Annotated in this window: 17 protein-coding genes; 10 read left to right on the forward strand and 7 right to left on the reverse strand. The window is 57.4% G+C overall.

From position 1 onward, the window contains the following. The first annotated feature begins 5 nt into the window (after positions 1-5). The 4 genes from OC597_RS05825 (at position 6) to add (ending at position 2,502) form a co-directional block, all read left to right on the forward strand. On the forward strand, positions 6-275 hold the full coding sequence (locus tag OC597_RS05825; RefSeq protein ID WP_262208006.1) for a hypothetical protein: 270 nt from the start codon (positions 6-8) through the stop codon (positions 273-275). 9 nt (positions 276-284) lie between these two features. Further along, entirely contained in the window at positions 285-722 is a 438-nt protein-coding gene (locus OC597_RS05830) for a PTS sugar transporter subunit IIA (protein WP_262208089.1), read from the forward strand. After that, a complete protein-coding gene (locus tag OC597_RS05835) occupies positions 719-1,315 on the forward strand; it encodes a P-loop nucleotide/nucleoside kinase family protein (protein WP_261284469.1) in 597 nt (198 codons plus the stop codon). Before OC597_RS05830 ends, OC597_RS05835 begins: the two co-directional genes overlap by 4 nt. A 188-nt stretch (positions 1,316-1,503) precedes the next feature. Next, positions 1,504-2,502 (forward strand): adenosine deaminase, encoded by a 999-nt coding sequence (gene add / locus OC597_RS05840; protein WP_262208007.1) that lies wholly within the window; start codon positions 1,504-1,506, stop codon positions 2,500-2,502. 237 nt (positions 2,503-2,739) lie between these two features. On the opposite strand, the gene OC597_RS05845 is transcribed toward add, so the two are convergent. The 6 genes from OC597_RS05845 to OC597_RS05870 form a co-directional block, all read right to left on the reverse strand. Continuing rightward, the gene (locus OC597_RS05845) at positions 2,740-3,738 is read right to left on the reverse strand and encodes a bile acid:sodium symporter family protein (RefSeq protein ID WP_262208008.1); all 999 of its coding nucleotides are present in this window, start codon (positions 3,736-3,738) and stop codon (positions 2,740-2,742) included. A 65-nt stretch (positions 3,739-3,803) separates the two neighbouring features. After that, a complete protein-coding gene (locus OC597_RS05850; protein WP_262208009.1) occupies positions 3,804-4,844 on the reverse strand; it encodes an oxidoreductase in 1,041 nt (346 codons plus the stop codon). 81 nt (positions 4,845-4,925) lie between these two features. Beyond that, positions 4,926-5,843 (reverse strand): arabinose operon transcriptional regulator AraC, encoded by a 918-nt coding sequence (gene araC, locus OC597_RS05855; protein ID WP_261255019.1) that lies wholly within the window; start codon positions 5,841-5,843, stop codon positions 4,926-4,928. A gap of 98 nt (positions 5,844-5,941) precedes the next feature. After that, entirely contained in the window at positions 5,942-6,925 is a 984-nt protein-coding gene (araH, locus tag OC597_RS05860; RefSeq protein ID WP_085116630.1) for an L-arabinose ABC transporter permease AraH, read from the reverse strand. A 17-nt stretch (positions 6,926-6,942) separates the two neighbouring features. After that, complete coding sequence (gene araG, locus OC597_RS05865) at positions 6,943-8,478, reverse strand: L-arabinose ABC transporter ATP-binding protein AraG (RefSeq protein WP_262208010.1); 1,536 nt, start codon at positions 8,476-8,478, stop codon at positions 6,943-6,945. A 60-nt stretch (positions 8,479-8,538) separates the two neighbouring features. Beyond that, positions 8,539-9,522 carry an arabinose ABC transporter substrate-binding protein gene (locus tag OC597_RS05870; RefSeq protein WP_085116628.1) on the reverse strand — a complete coding sequence of 328 codons (984 nt, stop codon included), beginning with the start codon at positions 9,520-9,522 and terminating at the stop codon, positions 8,539-8,541. Between the two features lie 361 nt (positions 9,523-9,883). Here OC597_RS05870 and OC597_RS05875 point away from each other — a divergent pair, with 361 nt between their 5' ends. The 6 genes from OC597_RS05875 to rsxC all read left to right on the forward strand — a co-directional run bounded on the left by OC597_RS05875 (position 9,884) and on the right by rsxC (position 17,340). Continuing rightward, a complete protein-coding gene (locus OC597_RS05875) occupies positions 9,884-11,569 on the forward strand; it encodes a ribulokinase (protein WP_262208011.1) in 1,686 nt (561 codons plus the stop codon). A gap of 33 nt (positions 11,570-11,602) precedes the next feature. Next, positions 11,603-13,108, forward strand: a complete 1,506-nt coding sequence (araA, locus tag OC597_RS05880) for an L-arabinose isomerase (RefSeq protein ID WP_262208012.1) — start codon at positions 11,603-11,605, stop codon at positions 13,106-13,108. A 160-nt stretch (positions 13,109-13,268) separates the two neighbouring features. Continuing rightward, complete coding sequence (locus OC597_RS05885) at positions 13,269-13,709, forward strand: DUF2569 domain-containing protein (protein WP_112347490.1); 441 nt, start codon at positions 13,269-13,271, stop codon at positions 13,707-13,709. Between the two features lie 145 nt (positions 13,710-13,854). After that, complete coding sequence (gene rsxA / locus OC597_RS05890) at positions 13,855-14,436, forward strand: electron transport complex subunit RsxA (RefSeq protein ID WP_085116624.1); 582 nt, start codon at positions 13,855-13,857, stop codon at positions 14,434-14,436. Next, positions 14,436-15,008 (forward strand): electron transport complex subunit RsxB, encoded by a 573-nt coding sequence (rsxB, locus tag OC597_RS05895; RefSeq protein WP_085116623.1) that lies wholly within the window; start codon positions 14,436-14,438, stop codon positions 15,006-15,008. Before rsxA ends, rsxB begins: the two co-directional genes overlap by 1 nt. Continuing rightward, positions 15,001-17,340, forward strand: a complete 2,340-nt coding sequence (rsxC, locus tag OC597_RS05900; protein WP_262208013.1) for an electron transport complex subunit RsxC — start codon at positions 15,001-15,003, stop codon at positions 17,338-17,340. Before rsxB ends, rsxC begins: the two co-directional genes overlap by 8 nt. Positions 17,341-17,376: 36 nt before the next feature. On the opposite strand, the gene OC597_RS05905 is transcribed toward rsxC, so the two are convergent. Continuing rightward, positions 17,377-18,270, reverse strand: coding sequence for a helix-turn-helix domain-containing protein (locus OC597_RS05905; protein ID WP_262208014.1), 894 nt, complete (start codon positions 18,268-18,270; stop codon positions 17,377-17,379). Between the last annotated feature and the right edge of the window lie 252 nt (positions 18,271-18,522).

Raw genomic sequence — 18,522 nt, forward strand, 5'->3', positions numbered from 1 at the left:
ATACTATGCTTGATTTTATGAAATTGCAGCGAAATATAAAGACCGCAACCGATGCGCAAAATGATGCTGAAGCCAATGATATATCAGCCGAAATAAGCGTATTGGAGCAGCAGTTGGTGGCCACACCGACAAATAGTGAAATACATAAAACCTTAATGCTGACCTATAATCGGGCATTAAAGATCTATGCCAAAAATAAAAACCATCGCCAACATATCGATACGGTTTTTATCAAGATTGACGAACTGCGCAATATTATCAGGAAGTCTCTTTGAGGGAACATGATGACCATTAAACAACTGTTGATTGAGGCCGGAGCAATACAGGTCAGCGTGCAGGAAACGGACTGGAAAAAAGTGATTGAGCTGGCGGCGCAGCCTTTGGTCGAGAACGGCTATATTCACCCCTCCTATTATCAGGCGGTGATCAGCAATACGCTGGCCCATGGTGCTTATTATGTATTTGACGAGGGTATTGCCATCCCCCATGCGCGGCCTGAGTCTGGGGTGATCAAAAATTGCTTCAGTATGGTATTGCTGGAACAGCCGATCGCCTTTCAGGACAGTGAAAAGGCTGACATCGTCATCCTGTTCGGCGCGACGGACAGCAGCCGACATATTGAAGAAGGTATCCGGGCGATTGTCGAGTTGCTCGATAATAAACAACGGCTCGATAAGCTGCGCGCCGCCAAACTGTGGCAAGAGGTGGTAGAAATCCTATGACTGTGCTCACTGACAGCGGTGGTAAAACCGTTATTTTGGTTAATGGCATTCCGGCTTCTGGCAAGAGCACCCTCGCCCGTGCGCTGGCACAGCACTTTGGTTTGCCTTATCTGAGCCTCGACGGCATCAAAGAGCCTTTTATGGCCCGATTGGACAACGTGGATCGTGAGCTTAACCGTCGGCTTGGCTACGCCGCCTATCAGGCTGTCTGGTCGACGGTGGCGCAGGCTCCGTCGCGCTGTATCTACATTATCGATGCCTGGTTCGGCTTTCAGCCCAGAGAACTGTTGCGTCAATACCTGCGCGAGGCGGGCGTGGTCCAGGTTTTAGAGGTGTGGAACCAGATCTCCGCTGAACTGGCAACCGATCGCTATGCGGCCCGCATTGGCCAGCGCTCTGCTGGCCATCCCGGTACAGAATATTTGCCTGAGCTGCGGGCACTGGCCGAACGCGCCATGCCGATGGCCATTGGTCCGATGATCCGCGTTGATCAAGCGCTGCCGCTGGAGATCGGCAAGATTGCAGATTGGCTGGCACTGCACGGCGTAGCCGATAACGGCGATGAAAATATCACTAAACTGAGGGTGGGTTGATGAGGTTTGGCCGCCGTTTGCCTGCCAGGTCGCGGGGGTATTTCTCTCCCGCACTCGCCTGAAAATGCGGCACCACCCGCAATTAATGTGATTTTCATCACTTTTTTATGCAACGAAATGGCAATTTTCATCATTTTGTTTTTATACTGATCTGCACTTTACCTACAACAAAATAACGAGTGCACATCATGATTGACTCCCGCCTACCGCTGACCGACATCCACCGTCACCTCGACGGTAACATCCGTGCGCAAACCATTCTCGATCTGGGCCGTCAGTTTAACCTTGCCCTGCCTGCCGACGAACTGGAAGCACTGCGTCCACACGTGCAAATTACCCATGCCGAACCCGATCTGATCAGCTTTTTGCAAAAGCTGGACTGGGGCGTTGCCGTGCTGGGTAACCTGGAAGCCTGCCGCCGCGTAGCCTACGAAAACGTCGAGGATGCGGCCAACGCCGGTCTGCACTATGCCGAACTGCGTTTCTCGCCGTATTACATGGCGATGAAGCACCAGTTGCCGGTGGCTGGGGTGGTAGAAGCGGTGATTGATGGCATTCGTTCCGGTTCCCGCGATTTTGGCATTGATGTGCGCCTGATCGGTATCATGAGCCGCACCTTCGGCGAAGCGGCCTGTTTGCAAGAGCTGGAAGGCCTGCTGGCGCACCGCGATGGCATCACCGCGCTGGATCTGGCCGGTGATGAACTGGGCTTCCCAGGTGGCCTGTTCCTCAACCACTTCAACCGCGCCCGCGACGCCGGATTGCGCATCACCGTACACGCAGGCGAAGCAGCCGGTCCGGAAAGTATCTGGCAGGCAATCCGCGAGCTGGGCGCCGAGCGTATCGGCCACGGAGTGAAAGCGATTGAAGATCCGGCGTTGATAGACTTCCTGGCGGAGCACGGCATTGGCATTGAGTCCTGCCTGACGTCCAACATTCAGACCAGCACCGTACCTTCTCTGGCACAGCATCCGCTGGCGAAGTTCCTGCGCCACGGCGTCATGGCGTCGATCAACACCGACGATCCGGCGGTTCAGGGTATCGAAATTGAACACGAATACCGGGTAGCGGCACCACAGGCCGGGCTGACACCGGCGGAGATCCGTACCGCTCAGGAAAATGGTCTGAAAATGGCGTTCCTCAGCGAGCAGGAAAAGCAGGCTCTGCGCGATAAAGTTCGGGGTTAAACCAGACCTTCAGGCTTCCACTTGAGCCGAATATTAGGGAGAGCGTGCCGAAGGGGTCGTAGCGGCTTGTCCGCCGACCAATTTGCCGGGAGCAAATTGGAACGACTTCCAGTCGGCCCGTAGGGTGGGACACATGGACGTGTCCCATAATGGCCCCTCGGTGCGCTAGGTCCGGGGATCTCGGGTTAAAAGCCAAGATTAAAATTGTTTTTAAGGGCGCGATTTCGCGCCCATTTTTTATTTTGCCGTCAGCACTTCTGCGCGCTGTTTGGCGGTTTTGCGCGCATAGCGCTGGGCCAACACGGCGCACACCATCAACTGTACCTGATGGAATATCATCAACGGCAGCACCATCGCGCCCACCGCCGCCACCGGGAACAGCACGTTAGCCATTGGAATGCCGTTCGCCAGGCTCTTTTTCGAGCCACAGAACACAATAGTGATCTCGTCAGCGGTATTGAATCCCAGCCAACGTGCGGCATAGGTATTGATAATCAGCACCACCGTCAGCAACACCAATGACATAACCAAAATAGTCAGCAGCGACCAACCGTCAATCTTGTGCCAGATGCCTTCTACCACCGCGGCGCTAAAGGCGGTGTACACCACCAGCAGAATCGATGACCGGTCAGTGAGATTAATCAGCTTGCGGTGGCGATCGACCCATTTACCGATCAACGGCCGCGCCAGATGCCCCACCAAAAACGGCACCATCAGTTTCAAAATGATCGAACCAATGGCGTGCAACACGTCAGTATCGCCACCCTGAGTATGCATCAAGGCGCCCACCAGCAACGGCGAGAGGAAAACGCCGAGGATGCTGGATGCCGAAGCACTGCAGACCGCTGCCGCCACGTTACCGCCCGCAGCCGAGGTAAAGGCAATGGCCGACTGAACCGTCGCCGGCAGCGCACACAGGTAGAGGAAGCCCATATACACCGTCGGCGTCATCAGCCCCGGCACCATCAGATTCATCGCCAGCCCCAGCAGCGGGAACAAGGCAAAGGTGCTGAGAAACACCACCAGATGCAGCTTCCAGTGGCCCATACCGGCGATAATCGCCTCACGCGACAACTTGGCGCCATGCATAAAGAACAACAGCGCGATGGCGGCGGTGGTCAGGCGATCAAAGAAGGTTTTCCATACCCCTTCACAGGGGAAAACCGAGGCGACGATCACCACCAAAATCAAGACCAGCAAAAACTTATCAATGCGCAAACGTTGCAACCAGGACATGGATCCGGATACCTCGAGAAGTTAGGCGGGTTCGGTCAGCCGAACCCGGATAAGCAGCCTGGCGGTCAGGCTACCGGCAGCGCCTTTTGCTGTTTGGCAGACTCAATGCCCAGCTCGATCAATTCCATCACCTGGATGGCATCGGCGGCCGGCACCGGGTTTTCACCCTCACCGTTAATCGCATCGCGAATTGCCGCGTAATAGGCGGGATAATTGCCCGGAATACTCAGCAGTGGTTTTTCCGCCAGCACACCATCACGTGACAACGTCACCACACCGTCGCGCATGTCATAACCCCAGTCAGCCTGCGGCAGGCGCTCACCGGCTTTCAACCGGTCTTCCTGCGGATCCAGACCAAATTTGACAAAGCTGCCCTGAGTACCATGCACGATATAACGCGCGGTTTCTGCCGCCGCCAACACCGTGCCATGCAGCACCACCCGACGTTGACCGTAGTTAAGCACCGCGTGGAAATAGTCGACCGACTGCGCGCCCGGACGCAGTTCACCGAGATCGACAAACAACGTTTTCGGCTTGCCAAACAATTGCAATGCCTGATCGATCAGGTGTGGCCCCAAATCGTACCAAATGCCGCTGCCCGCACCGCCCAGCTCACGCCAGCGCTGACGCACCTCTGGCCGGAAGCGATCGAAATGAGATTCGAAGTAAACCACCTCGCCGAGCACGCCTTCTTTCAGCAGCGCCTTGAGCGTCAGGAAATCACTGTCCCAGCGACGGTTGTGGAATACCGACAGCAGCTTGCCGCTCTGCTCCGACTGTTGCTTTAGCTCCTGAGCCTGTGACAACGTCACGGTAAACGGTTTGTCTACCACCACGTGCTTGCCGGCGGCCATCGCCTGCTGCGCCAGCGGGAAGTGGGTATCGTTGGGGGTAGGAATGACGATCAGATCGATAGAGGGGTCGTTAAACAGCGCCTGCGGATCGCTGACCACCGTCATCGACGGCCAGTCGGCGTGTACTTTACCGGCATCACTGCTGGAGACGGCTGCCAGCTCTACACCGGGAGTGCCGACAATCAGCGGCGCATGAAAGGTTTTGCTGGCATAACCGTAACCGACCAGCCCAACCCGAATTTTTTCTGCCATGGTGTTTCCTCTTACTGGCTCGCAATAGACCCATCAGATTTGACACCATGACGCAGGCAGGAACAAGAGGTAAATTAAATGTTAATTGGTGACCGCCACATAAGGCTGATCGCGCTGATTTCTGGCCGGATAATTTATCTCCAGGCTGCGGCGACGGAAATCGCTCGGGCTGACGCCAACCCGCTTGCGAAACACCCGGGAAAAGTAGAGCTGATCGTCATAGCCCACCACCCGGCCGATAGTGGCGATCGACTCCTGTGTGGTCTGCAACAACAGCTTGGCGCGGATCACCCGCTGATCTTCTCGCCAGCGCAGAATATTGATGCCCACCTGCTCACGGAACAGATGTGCCAACCGCGATGGCGACAGGCAGACATGACGCGCCACCTCGTCAATACGCAGCTCACCGGCCAGATTGCCGGTAATAAACTGGCAGGCTTCGATCACCCGCGGATCCATGATTTTCTGTGGGCTGAGCGGATCTTCCTCCATCGCGCGCAGCAGCAGTCGTTCCAGCAGGTTCATCCCTAACTCTTCGGCAAAGCGGCGGCCGGAACGCTGGGTCTGTTCGATATTGGCAAACAGCCGGTCAAACTCCAGTAGCAGGTTATTGTTCGGCAACGTCAGCCGCCCAACCTCATGGGTTTTGCTGTGCCATTCCAGCCAGTCGGCCCAGTAGGCGCGCGGACGGAAATACACCCAGCGGTGATACCAACAGTCGCTGTCCGGTGAACGGCCATAGTAATGCGCCGCCTTGGGCGGAAACAGCAGCAGATCGCCAGGATTACAGTAGAGGGTATCTTCGCCGTCAAACACCTTGCCCTGGCCCTTGATGGTCAGATTGAGAATATAGCCCTTCATGCCGCCGGGGCGGTCGATAAAGAAATCCAATGGGCCATCCGCCATGATCGGCGTCAGCCCTGCCACCAGATAGGCATTAAAGGTGTAACCCGGTAACAGCGGGTTCGGTTGCGGCTCCTGAGCCATGCGATGATACATCTGTCCTCCCGGAACGGCTTAGGTAACGATCCTATAGCTTAGCGGCCCGGTTAATTGTTGCCCGGGCCGATAACAGAACTGTGAGCAATGCTGGCAATTTAAACGCTGCGCTTGGCCTGCTGTTTGTAACGGTCGAAAATCACCGCGGCCAACAGGATCACACCGCGCACCACATACTGTGAGAACGGCGAAATATTCAGCAGGTTCATGGCGTTTTCCACCGTGCCCAGTATCAGGATACCGGCGATCACGTAGGAGATTTTGCCGATGCCGCCCTTCAATGACACCCCACCCAACACGCAGGCGGAGATCACGATCAGCTCATAGCCGATTGAGGTCATCGGCTGGCCGCTGGTCATGCGCGAAGCCAGAATGATGCCGGCGGCAGCGGAAACCAACCCGGACAGCATAAAGATCACGATTTTGGTGCGCACTACCGGCACCCCGGCCAGCCGCGCGGCCTCTTCGTTACCGCCAATCGCCAGCGTGTTGCGGCCAAAGGTGGTTTTATTGAGCAGGAAACCGAACAGGATCAAACAAGCGACGGTGATCCAGATCGGGGCCGGCAGCCCCAGCCAGTTGGCGTAACCCAGCGCGAAGAAGCGTTCGTCCTCAATGCCCACCGCTTTACCGTCGGAGATAATGTAGGCCAGCCCGCGGAAAATCTGCATGGTGGCCAGGGTGGTGATCAGCGCGTTGATTTTCAGCCGGGCGATAACAAAGCCGTTAATCAGCCCGGAAACCATGCCCAGTAACAGACCGGCCGCCACGCCGATCCACAGGCTTTCGGTCATGTTGATCACTACCGCCGTCGTCACCCCAGCGCAGGCAATCACCGAGGCGACTGACAAGTCAAAGTCCCCGGAGGCCAGGCAAAACAGCATGCCGCAGGCCACCATGCCGGACATGGAGATCGCCAGCCCCAGCCCTTTCATATTGATAAAAGAACCAAAGTTGGGCACGAACAGCACGCAGGCGATAAACAGCACCGCGAACACCACCAGCATGCCGTAGCTGTCCCAAATTCGCGCCAGCCCCAGGCCGCTGCGTTTTTTCACAGAATGGGTCGTTATGGTCGACATCTCTTTCTCCTTCACCATCAGGCCACCGCCGTAGCGGCATCAGGGGCTATATCAGGGGTGCGCAGCATCGCCAGGCTGAGGGCTTTTTCCTCGCTGGCCTCGTCATGCCGTAATTCGCCGGACAGCGCGCCTTCACGCATCACCAGGATGCGGTCCGCCAATCCCAGCACTTCGGGCAAATCACTGGAGGCAAACAGCACGGCAATGCCCCGCTGCGCCAGTTGGTAAATCACGTGGTAGATTTCATGTTTGGCACCGACGTCAATGCCGCGTGTCGGTTCATCCAACAGGATCACTTTCATCTCTTCCGACAGCCAGCGGCCCAGAATGGCCTTCTGCTGGTTGCCGCCGGACAAATTCATAATTAGCTGCTCGGCGCTCGGCGTTTTGATATTTAATGCACGGATATGATGCTCGGCATTGCTGGCCTCCCAACCGTTGTTGATCAGGCAACCGGCACGAATGCTGTTACGCCGTGCGCTGATGTTGATGTTGTCACGTACCGAGTGCACCGGGATGATACCGTCCGCCTTGCGATCCTCCGGGCACAGCATGATACCGGCGCGGATAGCGTCAATCGGTGAACGAATGGCAATGGCTTGTCCGTCCAGCATCAGTTGACCGGCACTGATCCGGGTGGCACCAAAGATGCCCTTCATCAGCTCACTGCGCCCGGCACCGACCAGGCCGAACAGCCCGACGATTTCCCCCGCACGCACGCTCAGGTCGATCGCCGTTTTGACTCCCGGCGCCTTTACCCCTTCGAGCGCCAGACGCACCGGCCCCAGCTCACGCGGCTGATAGCCATACACGTCACCCAGGTCACGCCCGACCATCGCCTGCACCAACTGCGCATTATCCACCTGGCTCATATCGTCAAAGGTGCGCACGTAGCGACCATCTTTAAACACGGTGATGGCGTCGCTGAGGGCAAAGATTTCTTCCATACGGTGCGAGACATACAGGATCACCCGCCCTTCGGCGCGCAATTCACGGATCACTCGGAACAATTGCTCAATCTCCCTGGCGGACAGCGAGCTGGTCGGTTCGTCAAAGGCGATCACCTTGGCGTTACGCGCCAGCGCCTTGGCGATTTCCACCATTTGCCACTGGCCGATCGACAGGTATTTCAGCGGCGTATCCGGATCAATATCCAGCCCAAGATGTTCCAACTGTAATCGGGATTCGTAGCGCAGCAGTTTGCGATCCACCAGCCCGCGTTTGGTCGGCAGTTGGCCAAGATAAATGTTCTCCGCCACCGTCATTTCCGGCACCAGATGCAGTTCCTGATAGATAATCGCCACCCCGGCATTCAGCGCATCGGTGGTGTTGGCGAACTGCACCGCCCGGCCCTGCAACTGAATTTCCCCCTGGGTCGGCGCGTAGTTACCGCTGAGAATTTTCAGCAGCGTGGATTTCCCGGCCCCGTTTTCCCCCATCAGGGCGTGGATCTGCCCGGCCTGACAGCTAAAGCTGATGTCATCCAGCGCCTTCACGCCCGGGAAGGTTTTACCGATGCCTTTAAACGCCAAATACGGCAGTGCGGCGGTCATAGTGCGCTCCTCCTGCAGTTAAAAATGCCGCCCGACAACGTGCTGCGGGCGGCTCGCTAATTACATCAGGCCTTTTTTCTGCAGTTCGGTCTTAAAGTTGTCGCGGGTGATCAGCACCACGTCGGTCACTTCGGTAAATTTCTGTGGTTCTACGCCCTTTTCGACCCAGTCATGCAGCATCTGGATGCTCTTGTAACCATGGATATCCGGGCTTGGCAGCAGCGAACCGTAGAACCCGGTGGCCTGCGCTTTGGAAAGCTCGCTGACCGCATCCACCCCGTTGATACCGATGCCAATCACGTTCGGTGCCTTGAAGCCCTGGCCTTCGGTGGCACGTACGCCGCCCAGTACGGTGTTGTCGTTCATGCCGACAATCAGCCAGTTTTTCACTTCAGGATGCTGCACCAGCATCGAGTTGGCAGCGTCAAACGCCCCCGGGATATCGTTAGACTTGGTCGGTACCCGATAAATCTGCTTTTCCGGGAAGCCGGCCGCTTTCAGCGCGGCAATCGAGCCACCGGTGCGGCGACGGGCGGTGTCCAGCTCATCGGCGGTAATCGCCATCACCGCGGTTTCCGGTAATTTCCAGCCCCGCTTGTTCTGTTCTTTCCACAGCTCCTGCCCCTGACGTTCACCGATTTTGGTGGCGGCCATCATCACTAACGGCACGCTGTCCATAGGCTTGCCCTTGGCAGTGACAAACTGATCATCCACGGCGATCACTTTCAGGTTGTAACTGCGCGCCTTAGCGACAATCGCCGAGCCGAGTTTCGGATCCGGTGTGCAGATAACAAAACCCTTGGCCCCGCTGGCTGCCAGGCTGTCGATGGCATTAAGGGTTTTCTCCCCGTCCGGCACGGCGATTTTAATCACTTCAAAACCGAGATCCTTACCGGCCTTGTCGGCAAACTTCCATTCGGTCTGGAACCAGGGTTCCTCCGGCTGCTTGACTAAAAAGCCCAGCTTCATGGTCTCGGCGATAGCTGAATGTGACATAACGGCCGCCAGCCCCAGTGTCGCCAGCGTCTTAGTGAATTTATGCATGATGCTCTCCGCTATTTTGTTCTCTGTGGCGACGAAACCCGCTCGCGGTGAAAACGTTATCATTAGGGTATCCGTTGTCGGTGTGGCGCTTATCTCGCGGCATTTATTCACAACGGGGGTAAGACGGCATAAGTTTTAGCGGGTATTTGTTACTGAAATGTAGAGCGCTATCACATCCGTGGAATACAGCTGATATGTGCATATATTTAGCGAATTCCGCCAAGCGACAACTTATGACAGCCGTCACAAAACCACTGCGGGAAGCAGAAAAGTGCATACTTCCAGCTAACGGCTCCTCACCGGCTCCCCGCTTCGGCTCCTATGGTTGTCACAGCGTATTAACACATCAGGAGTCAACATCATGACGGCAGGTGCTATTGCCCTGGGACTGGACTTCGGCAGTGACTCAGTACGGGTATTGGCGGTCGATTGCCATAAGGGTACTGAGCTGGATACCGAAGTGGTCTATTACCCCCGCTGGCAACGCGGCGAATTCTGCAATGCGGCGGAGAACCGTTTCCGCCACCATCCGCTCGACTACATTGAAGCCATGGAACAGGCGATCGTCAGTCTGGTACAACGCATGTCGCCGCAGCAGCGGCTGCAGGTGATTGGTATCGGCGTTGACTCCACCGGCTCCACGCCGGCGCCGATCGACGAGCAAGGCCAGGTGCTGGCACTGCGCCCGGAGTTTGCCGACAACCCGAATGCCATGTTTGTGCTGTGGAAGGATCACACCGCCATTGAAGAGGCGGACGCCATCAACCGGCTGTGCCGCAGCGGCGAATTCCCCGACTATTCCCGTTATATCGGCGGCGTTTACTCCTCTGAGTGGTTCTGGGCCAAGATCCTGCACGTCACGCGCCAGGACGCCGAAGTCCGTCAGGCCGCCGCCTCCTGGGTTGAACTCTGCGATTGGGTACCGGCGCTGCTGTCCGCTACCTGCGCGCCGCATCAGTTAAAACGCGGGCGCTGTAGCGTCGGCCACAAAACCCTGTGGCACCCGGACTGGGGCGGCCTGCCACCGAAGGCATTTTTTGCCGCACTCGATCCGCTTTTGGTTGAACACCTGCCCTGGCCGCTGTTTGAGGACTGCCACACCGCCGACCTGCCGGTAGGCACCCTGAGCGCCGAATGGGCGACACGGCTCGGGCTCCCCGCCACGGTGGTGCTGTCCGGCGGCGCTTTCGACTGCCATATGGGTGCCGTCGGTGCCGGTGCCCAGCCTTATACTCTGGTGAAGGTGATTGGTACCTCCACCTGCGACATTCTGATCGCCGATCGTCAGCGGGTGGACGGACGCGCCATCGAGGGGATCTGCGGCCAGGTCGATGGCAGCGTGGTGCCAGGAATGATCGGCATGGAAGCAGGCCAGTCGGCCTTTGGCGATATGTACGCCTGGTTCAGCCGCCTGCTGAGCTGGCCACTGCGCGAAGCCGCGAAAAATCAGCCTGAACTGCAAGCCCAGCTACAACAGATTGAAGCCGGCCTGCTGGCGGCGCTAACCGCATCCTGGGCTGAAAAACCGTCACTGGATCATCTGCCGGTGGTGCTGGACTGGTTTAACGGCCGCCGCACCCCCTACGCCAACCAGCGACTGAAAGGCGTGATCGCCGATCTGAATCTCGGTACCGATGCGCCGACGCTGTTCGGCGGATTTATCGCCGCCACCGCCTTTGGTGCCCGCGCGATTATGGAGTGCTTTGAACAGCAGGATATTCCGGTCGATAACGTGCTGACGCTGGGCGGTATTGCGCGTAAATCACCGGCGATCATGCAGGTCTGCGCCGACGTCATGAACCGGCCGCTGCAAATCGTTGCTTCCGATCAGTGCTGCGCACTGGGTGCAGCGATCTTCGCCGCCGTGGCCGCCGGTCAATTTGGCAGCGTGCCCGAAGCCCAGCGCCAGATGGCCTGCGGTATCGAACGCACCCTGCAGCCGAGCCCGCAACGCGTCGCTCGCTACCAACAGCTTTACCAACGCTATCAACAGTGGTGCCAGGCCGCCGAGCCGCGCTACGCCTCTACCTCCGGTTCAGCAAGCTGAACCCTGATTCGACATGACAATTCGGGAGTTTTAATGGACGCATTCAAGCAGCGCGAAGTCTGGTTCGCCATCGGCAGCCAGCACCTGTACGGCCCGCAAACCCTGCAGCAGGTCAAGGCGCACGCCGAACAGGTGGTGGAAAGCCTCAACCGCGAGGCCGGGTTACCGGTAAAACTGGTGCTGAAACCGCTGGTCACTACGCCGGATGAAATCACCGCCCTGTGCCGTGACGCCAACTATCAGCCACAGTGCATTGGCATTCTGGCCTGGCTGCACACCTTCTCACCGGCCAAAATGTGGATCGCCGGGCTGTCGGTGCTCAACAAGCCGCTGCTGCAGTTCCATACCCAGTTCAACGCCCAGGTGCCGTGGGACAGCATGGATATGGACTTTATGAACCTCAACCAGACCGCCCACGGCGGCCGTGAGTTCGGCTTTATCGGTGCCCGTATGCGCCAGCAGCACAGCGTGATTGCCGGCCACTGGCAGGATCCCGAGGCACACCGACGCATTGCCCAATGGATGCGGGTCGCCACCGCCAAACAGGCCAGCCAGCAGCTGAAAGTGGCCCGTTTTGGCGACAACATGCGTGAGGTGGCGGTGACCGATGGCGATAAGGTCGGCGCACAGATCCAGTTCGGCTACTCGGTCAATGCCTATGGCATCGGCGACCTGGTCAGCGTGATCAATGAAGTCAGCCGTGGCGAGGTGGATACGCTGATTGAAGAGTATGAAGCCAGCTATGTGCTGAGCGACGCGGCGAAAATCAACGGCGCAAAACGTGAAAACCTGATCGATGCGGCACGCATCGAACTGGGGATGAAAAGTTTCCTCGAACAGGGGCACTTCCAGGCCTTCACCACCAACTTTGAAGACTTGCACGGCATGAAGCAATTGCCGGGACTGGCAGTGCAACGCCTGATGCAGCAAGGCTACGGCTTTGGCGGCGAAGGCGACTGGAAAACCGCAGCGTTACTGCGCATCCTGAAAGTGATGGCCGCAGGGTTGCACGGCGGAACCTCGTTTATGGAGGATTACACCTATCATTTCCAGCCGGGTAACGATCTGGTGGTCGGCTCGCACATGCTGGAGGTCTGCCCATCGATCGCCAAAGAACCCAAGCCGCTGCTGGATATTCAACCGCTCGGTATCGGCGGCAAGGCCGATCCGGCGCGACTGATTTTCTCGACACCGGCCGGTCCGGCCATCAATGCCAGCCTGATCGACATGGGGGATCGCTTCCGCCTGCTGGTCAATCAGGTGGAAACCGTGGAGCAACCGCACCCGCTGCCCAAATTGCCGGTAGCCCGTGCCATCTGGCGCGCCCAACCCACTTTAGCGACCGCTGCCGAAGCCTGGATCCTGGCGGGCGGCGCACACCACACGGTGTTCTCCCAGGCGCTGGATGCCGATATGCTGCGGCTGTATGCCGAAATGCATAACATCGAGTTCTTGCTGATCGACCAGGACACCACCCTGCCGTCGTTCAAAAACGAGCTGCGCTGGAACGAAGCCTATTATCAACTTAACCGCCGTTAATCGGCCGGCTACCGGCAGTACATTGGGCTGCCGGTAGCCAAACGTGCTGCGCCCCCCTTCCTGAGCCCGACCATCCGTTTGATATTGATGACGAAGCCCGCATTACCCGCTAAGCTAGGCGGCTGTCACATTGGATCATGTCTTACCCAGGAAGCCGTTTATGTCTCAAGCTGAATACACCCGAATTGGCGGTTGGTTGCTGGCCCCGATGGCCTATTTGATTGTCACCCTGCTTAGCGCCAGTCTGATGCTGCTTCTGTATGGCATGGCGATTTTCGTACCGGAATCGCGCGAATATCTGCTCACCAACGCCCAGGCGTTTAGCATGCAGTGGTATTTCTCGGTGCTGACCACCCTGGCGATGTGGTGCTTTACCCTGTGGCTGCTGTGGTTGTTCTGCCACCGCGCACAGCGGTTCCCCAAATTGTTTCTGCTGTGGCTGTTGATTACCGTGCTGCTGGCGGTGAAAGCCTTTGCCTTTGCGCCGGTGCCGGATGAATTGGCGGTACGCAGTCTCGGCTGGCCACTGTTAATGGCGGCATTATTGGTGCCCTATATGAAGCGTTCCAAACGAGTCAAAGGGACCTTTACCGAGAGCTAGGCCACTCTGTGGCACGTTTTGTGCGAATAATTGTGTAAATTTTCGCCAAAAAAGAGCAAAAAGGGCAATAACCCTGCTTTCCCTATGTTGTGATCAAGCCGCCAATTCCCGATAATAGGCGGCTTTTATTTTTTTAGGCGTCGCAATGACCGAATACCTGCTCCTGTTTGTCGGCACCGTACTGGTGAATAACTTCGTCCTGGTGAAGTTCCTTGGCCTGTGCCCGTTCCTCGGCGTTTCCAAGAAGCTGGAAAGCGCCATTGGCATGGGGATGGCCACCACTTTCGTGATGACGATGGCCTCCGTCAGCGCCTGGGTGATCAATACCTTTATTCTGGTTCCGTTGGATCTGGTGTATCTGCGCACGCTGTCATTTATTCTGGTGATCGCCGTGGTGGTGCAATTCACCGAGATGGTGGTCCGTAAAACCAGCCCGGCGCTGTATCGCCTGCTGGGCATTTTCCTGCCGCTGATCACCACCAACTGTGCGGTGCTCGGCGTTGCGTTGCTTAACGTCAACCTGGGCTACAATTTCCTGCAGTCTGCGGTATACGGCTTTAGCGCCGCCGCGGGCTTCTCGCTGGTGATGGTACTGTTCGCCGCGATCCGTGAACGTCTGGCGGTTGCCGACGTGCCTGCACCCTTCCGCGGTTCTTCCATCGCGCTGATCACCGCCGGATTGATGTCGCTGGCCTTTATGGGCTTTACCGGGCTGGTGAAATTCTAATGACCGCGTTATGGATTGCGATTGCTGCGTTAAGTGCCCTTGGCCTGCTATTCGGGCTGGTGCTGGGCTTTGCCGCACGCCGCTTTGAAGTAGAAGAAGATCCGGTGGCCGAGCAGATCGACGAGATCCTGCCGCAGAGTCAGTGTGGCCAGTGCGGCTACCCCGGCTGTCGTCCTTACGCCGAAGCAGTCGCCAACGGTGAGATGATCAACAAATGCGCGCCGGGTGGCGAGCAGGTGATGCTGAAGCTGGCCGAGTTGCTCAACGTCGAGCCGCAGCCCCTGGGCAGCGAAGCCGTCGTCGAACCGGTGCGCCAGGTGGCCTACATTGACGAAGCCAACTGCATCGGCTGCACCAAGTGCATTCAGGCCTGCCCGGTGGACGCCATCGTCGGGGCTACCCGTGCCATGCACACCGTCATTACCGATCTTTGTACCGGCTGCGACCTGTGCGTTGCGCCGTGCCCTACCGACTGTATTGAAATGAGACCGGTCGCCACCACTACCGCCAACTGGAAGTGGGACATGAAGACGATCCCGGTGCAAGTGATCCACGTGGAGCAACATGCTTAATCTGTTCGCCGCCTTCAAAAAAGACCGGATTTGGGATTTCGACGGCGGGATCCATCCGCCTGAAATGAAAACCCTGTCCAGCGGCGTGCCGTTGCGTACCGCCCCACTGCCCGATATTTTTGTGATCCCACTGCAACAGCATTTGGGCCCGGAAGGCGAACTGTGCGTCAAGGTCGGCGACCCGGTGCTGAAAGGCCAGCCGCTGACCGTCGGTCGGGGCCGTACCGTACCGGTGCACGCACCGACCTCGGGAACTGTCAGCGCCATCACACCGCATATCACCGCTCACCCTTCCGGGTTAGCGGAACTGTGCGTGATCATTCAGCCAGACGGCGAAGACCGCTGGTGCGAGCGTGCGCCGGTGGCAGACTACCGTCAACTGGCCACCAGCGAGTTGATCCAACGTATTCATCAGGCTGGCATCGCTGGACTGGGCGGTGCCGGTTTCCCGACCGCCAGCAAGCTGCAGGGCGGCATGAATGGGGTGGAAACCCTGATCCTCAATGCCGCGGAATGCGAGCCATATATCACTGCCGATGACCGTTTGATGCAGGAACACGCCGATCAAGTGATTGAAGGCACGCAGATCCTGCGCCACCTGCTGCAACCCAAGGTCACGCTGATTGGCATCGAGGACAATAAACCCGAAGCGATCGCCGCCTTGAAACTGGCGCTGCGCGACCAGCCAGGCATCGCTCTGCGGGTGGTTCCGACCAAATACCCTTCTGGCGGCGCCAAGCAGCTCACCAAAATCCTGACCGGTAAAGAAGTCCCGCACGGCAAGCACTCCTCCGCTATCGGGGTGCTGATGCAGAACGTCGGCACCGCCTTTGCCATTAAACGCGCGATTGTCGATGGCGAACCCTTGATCGAGCGCGTGGTGACCCTGACCGGTGAGGCCCTCAGCCAGCCGGGCAATCTGTGGGCGCGCATCGGCACGCCAGTACAGCACCTGTTGAAATTTGCCGGCTTCCAGCCGCAGGCTCAGCAAATGGTGGTGATGGGTGGCCCGCTGATGGGCTTTACCCTGCCCGCACTCAACGTGCCCATCGTCAAGATCAGCAACTGTATTCTGGCGCCGTCAGTCAGCGAAATGGCACCGCAAGAGCCGGAGCAGTCCTGTATTCGCTGTGGTTTGTGCGTTGACGCCTGCCCGGCGGGCCTGTTGCCGCAACAGCTGTACTGGTTCAGCCGCGGCGAAGAGCACGAGAAAGCCCGCAATCACAATCTGTTCGACTGCATTGAATGCGGTGCCTGCGCCTTTGTCTGCCCGAGCAATATTCCGCTGGTGCAGTACTACCGCCAGGAAAAGGCCGAGATCAAAGCCATCGATCAGGAAGCCGCTCGCACCGCCGAAGCCAAGGCACGTTACGAAGCCAAGCTGGCGCGCCTGGAACGTGAAAAACTGGCGCGTGAAGAGCGCCATAAGAAAGCGGCGGTCAAGCTAACCGATGGCGATCAGGATGCCGTTCAGGCCGCCCTGGCTCGGGTTCGCAGTAAAAACACAGCACCGGCGACCGGCACCATCAGCGGCGATGCGCCGGACAACAGCGAGATGATCGCTGCCCGCGAGGCCCGTAAGGCACAGGCGCGTGAACGACGTGCGCAGCAGGAAACTGCCGTAGCACCGGCTGCTGCATCAGCTACAGCAGATGAAGATCCACGCAAGGCGGCGGTGGCCGCTGCACTGGCGCGAGTCAAAGCCAAGAAAACCGCGCAGCAGAGCACTACGGATGATACTCCGGCCGAGCAACCGGTGGCGGTAACGGAAGAAGATCCGCGCAAAGCGGCAGTGGCCGCAGCATTGGCGCGGGTCAAAGCCAAGAAAGCCGCGCAGCAGACGACTACGGATGATACTCCGGCCGAGCCACCGGTGGCGGTAACGGAAGAAGATCCACGCAAAGCGGCAGTGGCCGCTGCACTGGCACGGGTCAAAGCCAAGAAAGCCGCGCAGCAGACGACGGCGGTGGAAACGCCAGCCGAAGCGCCAGCAACGGTTACGGAAGAAGATCCACGCAAGGCGGCGGTAGCGGCAGCCATTGCCCGTGCCAAAGCCAAGAAAGCAGCGCAGCAGGCAACGGCGGTAGAAACGCCGGCCGAGTCACCGGTGACGGTAACGGAAGAAGATCCACGCAAGGCCGCGGTTGCGGCAGCCATCGCCCGAGCTAAAGCCAAGAAAGCGGCGCAGCAGGCGACGGTGGAAACTCCGACCGAACCACCAGCGGCGGTACCAGAAGAAGATCCGCGCAAAGCGGCGGTTGCTGCAGCCATTGCCCGTGCCAAAGCCAAGAAGGCCGCGCAGCAGGCGACGGTGGAGACAAATAAAGAGTAACGGATAAAAGTCGCCTTGCAGAACGCAAGGCGACTTTTAATCGATAGAAATCAGATAGGTATAATCAACGTCAATCTGACGCATCTTTGAGTCCTGATTCCATTCCTTGGGTTGAATAATTTCCATCTCCACGCTCCCCTGTACCTCATGGCGCAGCCCCGGCATCACGTGGGTACTCAGATAGGAAAAGAACTGCGAGCATTCCTTCGCGGTGCCCAAATGGTTGATAGAGATGTATTCACGCCCGACCAGAGAAATATTGTCTATCTGGTAGCCCGAGAGAATATCCTTTTTGTTCTCAGGATCCACCGCCATGATATGAGTCGTTGAACATTCACTGCCCTCCCGATTACGGAAGGAATGAATGCTGTACACCCGGCGACAATCCACACTTAACCCACGGAAAAAATCAGTGAAAATTTCGTCCTTCATCGCCATACAGGACGAATGTTCGATCTCCGCCTCTCCGGCAAAATCCAACTGACGCGAGTAACCCACAAGCTGCATATCAGGCAGCGTAAGACGCTTGACCTCGGGGTAATAGTCGGCCGCAAACTTGGCATCAAAACTGAAACGAGGCATCAAATTCTTCACGTCCCACCTTTCCATCGAACGGTAACGATTAGGCGTAGTGTCAAAACGCTGTTTGAACATGCGGGTGAAGGTTTGCTGCGAGTCAAAGCCCAGTTCATCTGAAATTTCAATGATAGAACGATGGGTAATTCGTAACGCCACTGCGGCACGCGTCAGGATACGTGAGCGGATATAGGTGGCGAGCTGAATGCCGGTGATACGTTTGAACTTGCGTTGCAGGTGCCATTTGGAATAGCCGGAAATGCGCGCGACTTCGTCCAGATTAGGCCGCGTTTCCAGATGTATCTCAACCCATTCAATTAATTCTTCAATAAAAAAGACATCTTCATTTGTCATTAATTTGTATTCACTAACTCAATAATACTCGGGATAATAACCCACATAGATTATGTAAAAGTTGTTATTTAGTGCGAAAAAACGAACCAAAAACACCATGTTAATCCAGAGGTTATCGCCTGCCGCCGGGAGTTAATGCCGACAGTTTACAGCTGCGTCACCAAACTAGCCCGGTTTTGTCGGCAAAAAAAATCCGATCGCGCCATAAGACGATCTGATCACGGCGTACACCCCGTGCTATAAGGCTAATAA

Origin of the sequence: Serratia proteamaculans (assembly GCF_946227095.1) — a bacterium.
Lineage (GTDB): Bacteria > Pseudomonadota > Gammaproteobacteria > Enterobacterales > Enterobacteriaceae > Serratia > Serratia proteamaculans_E.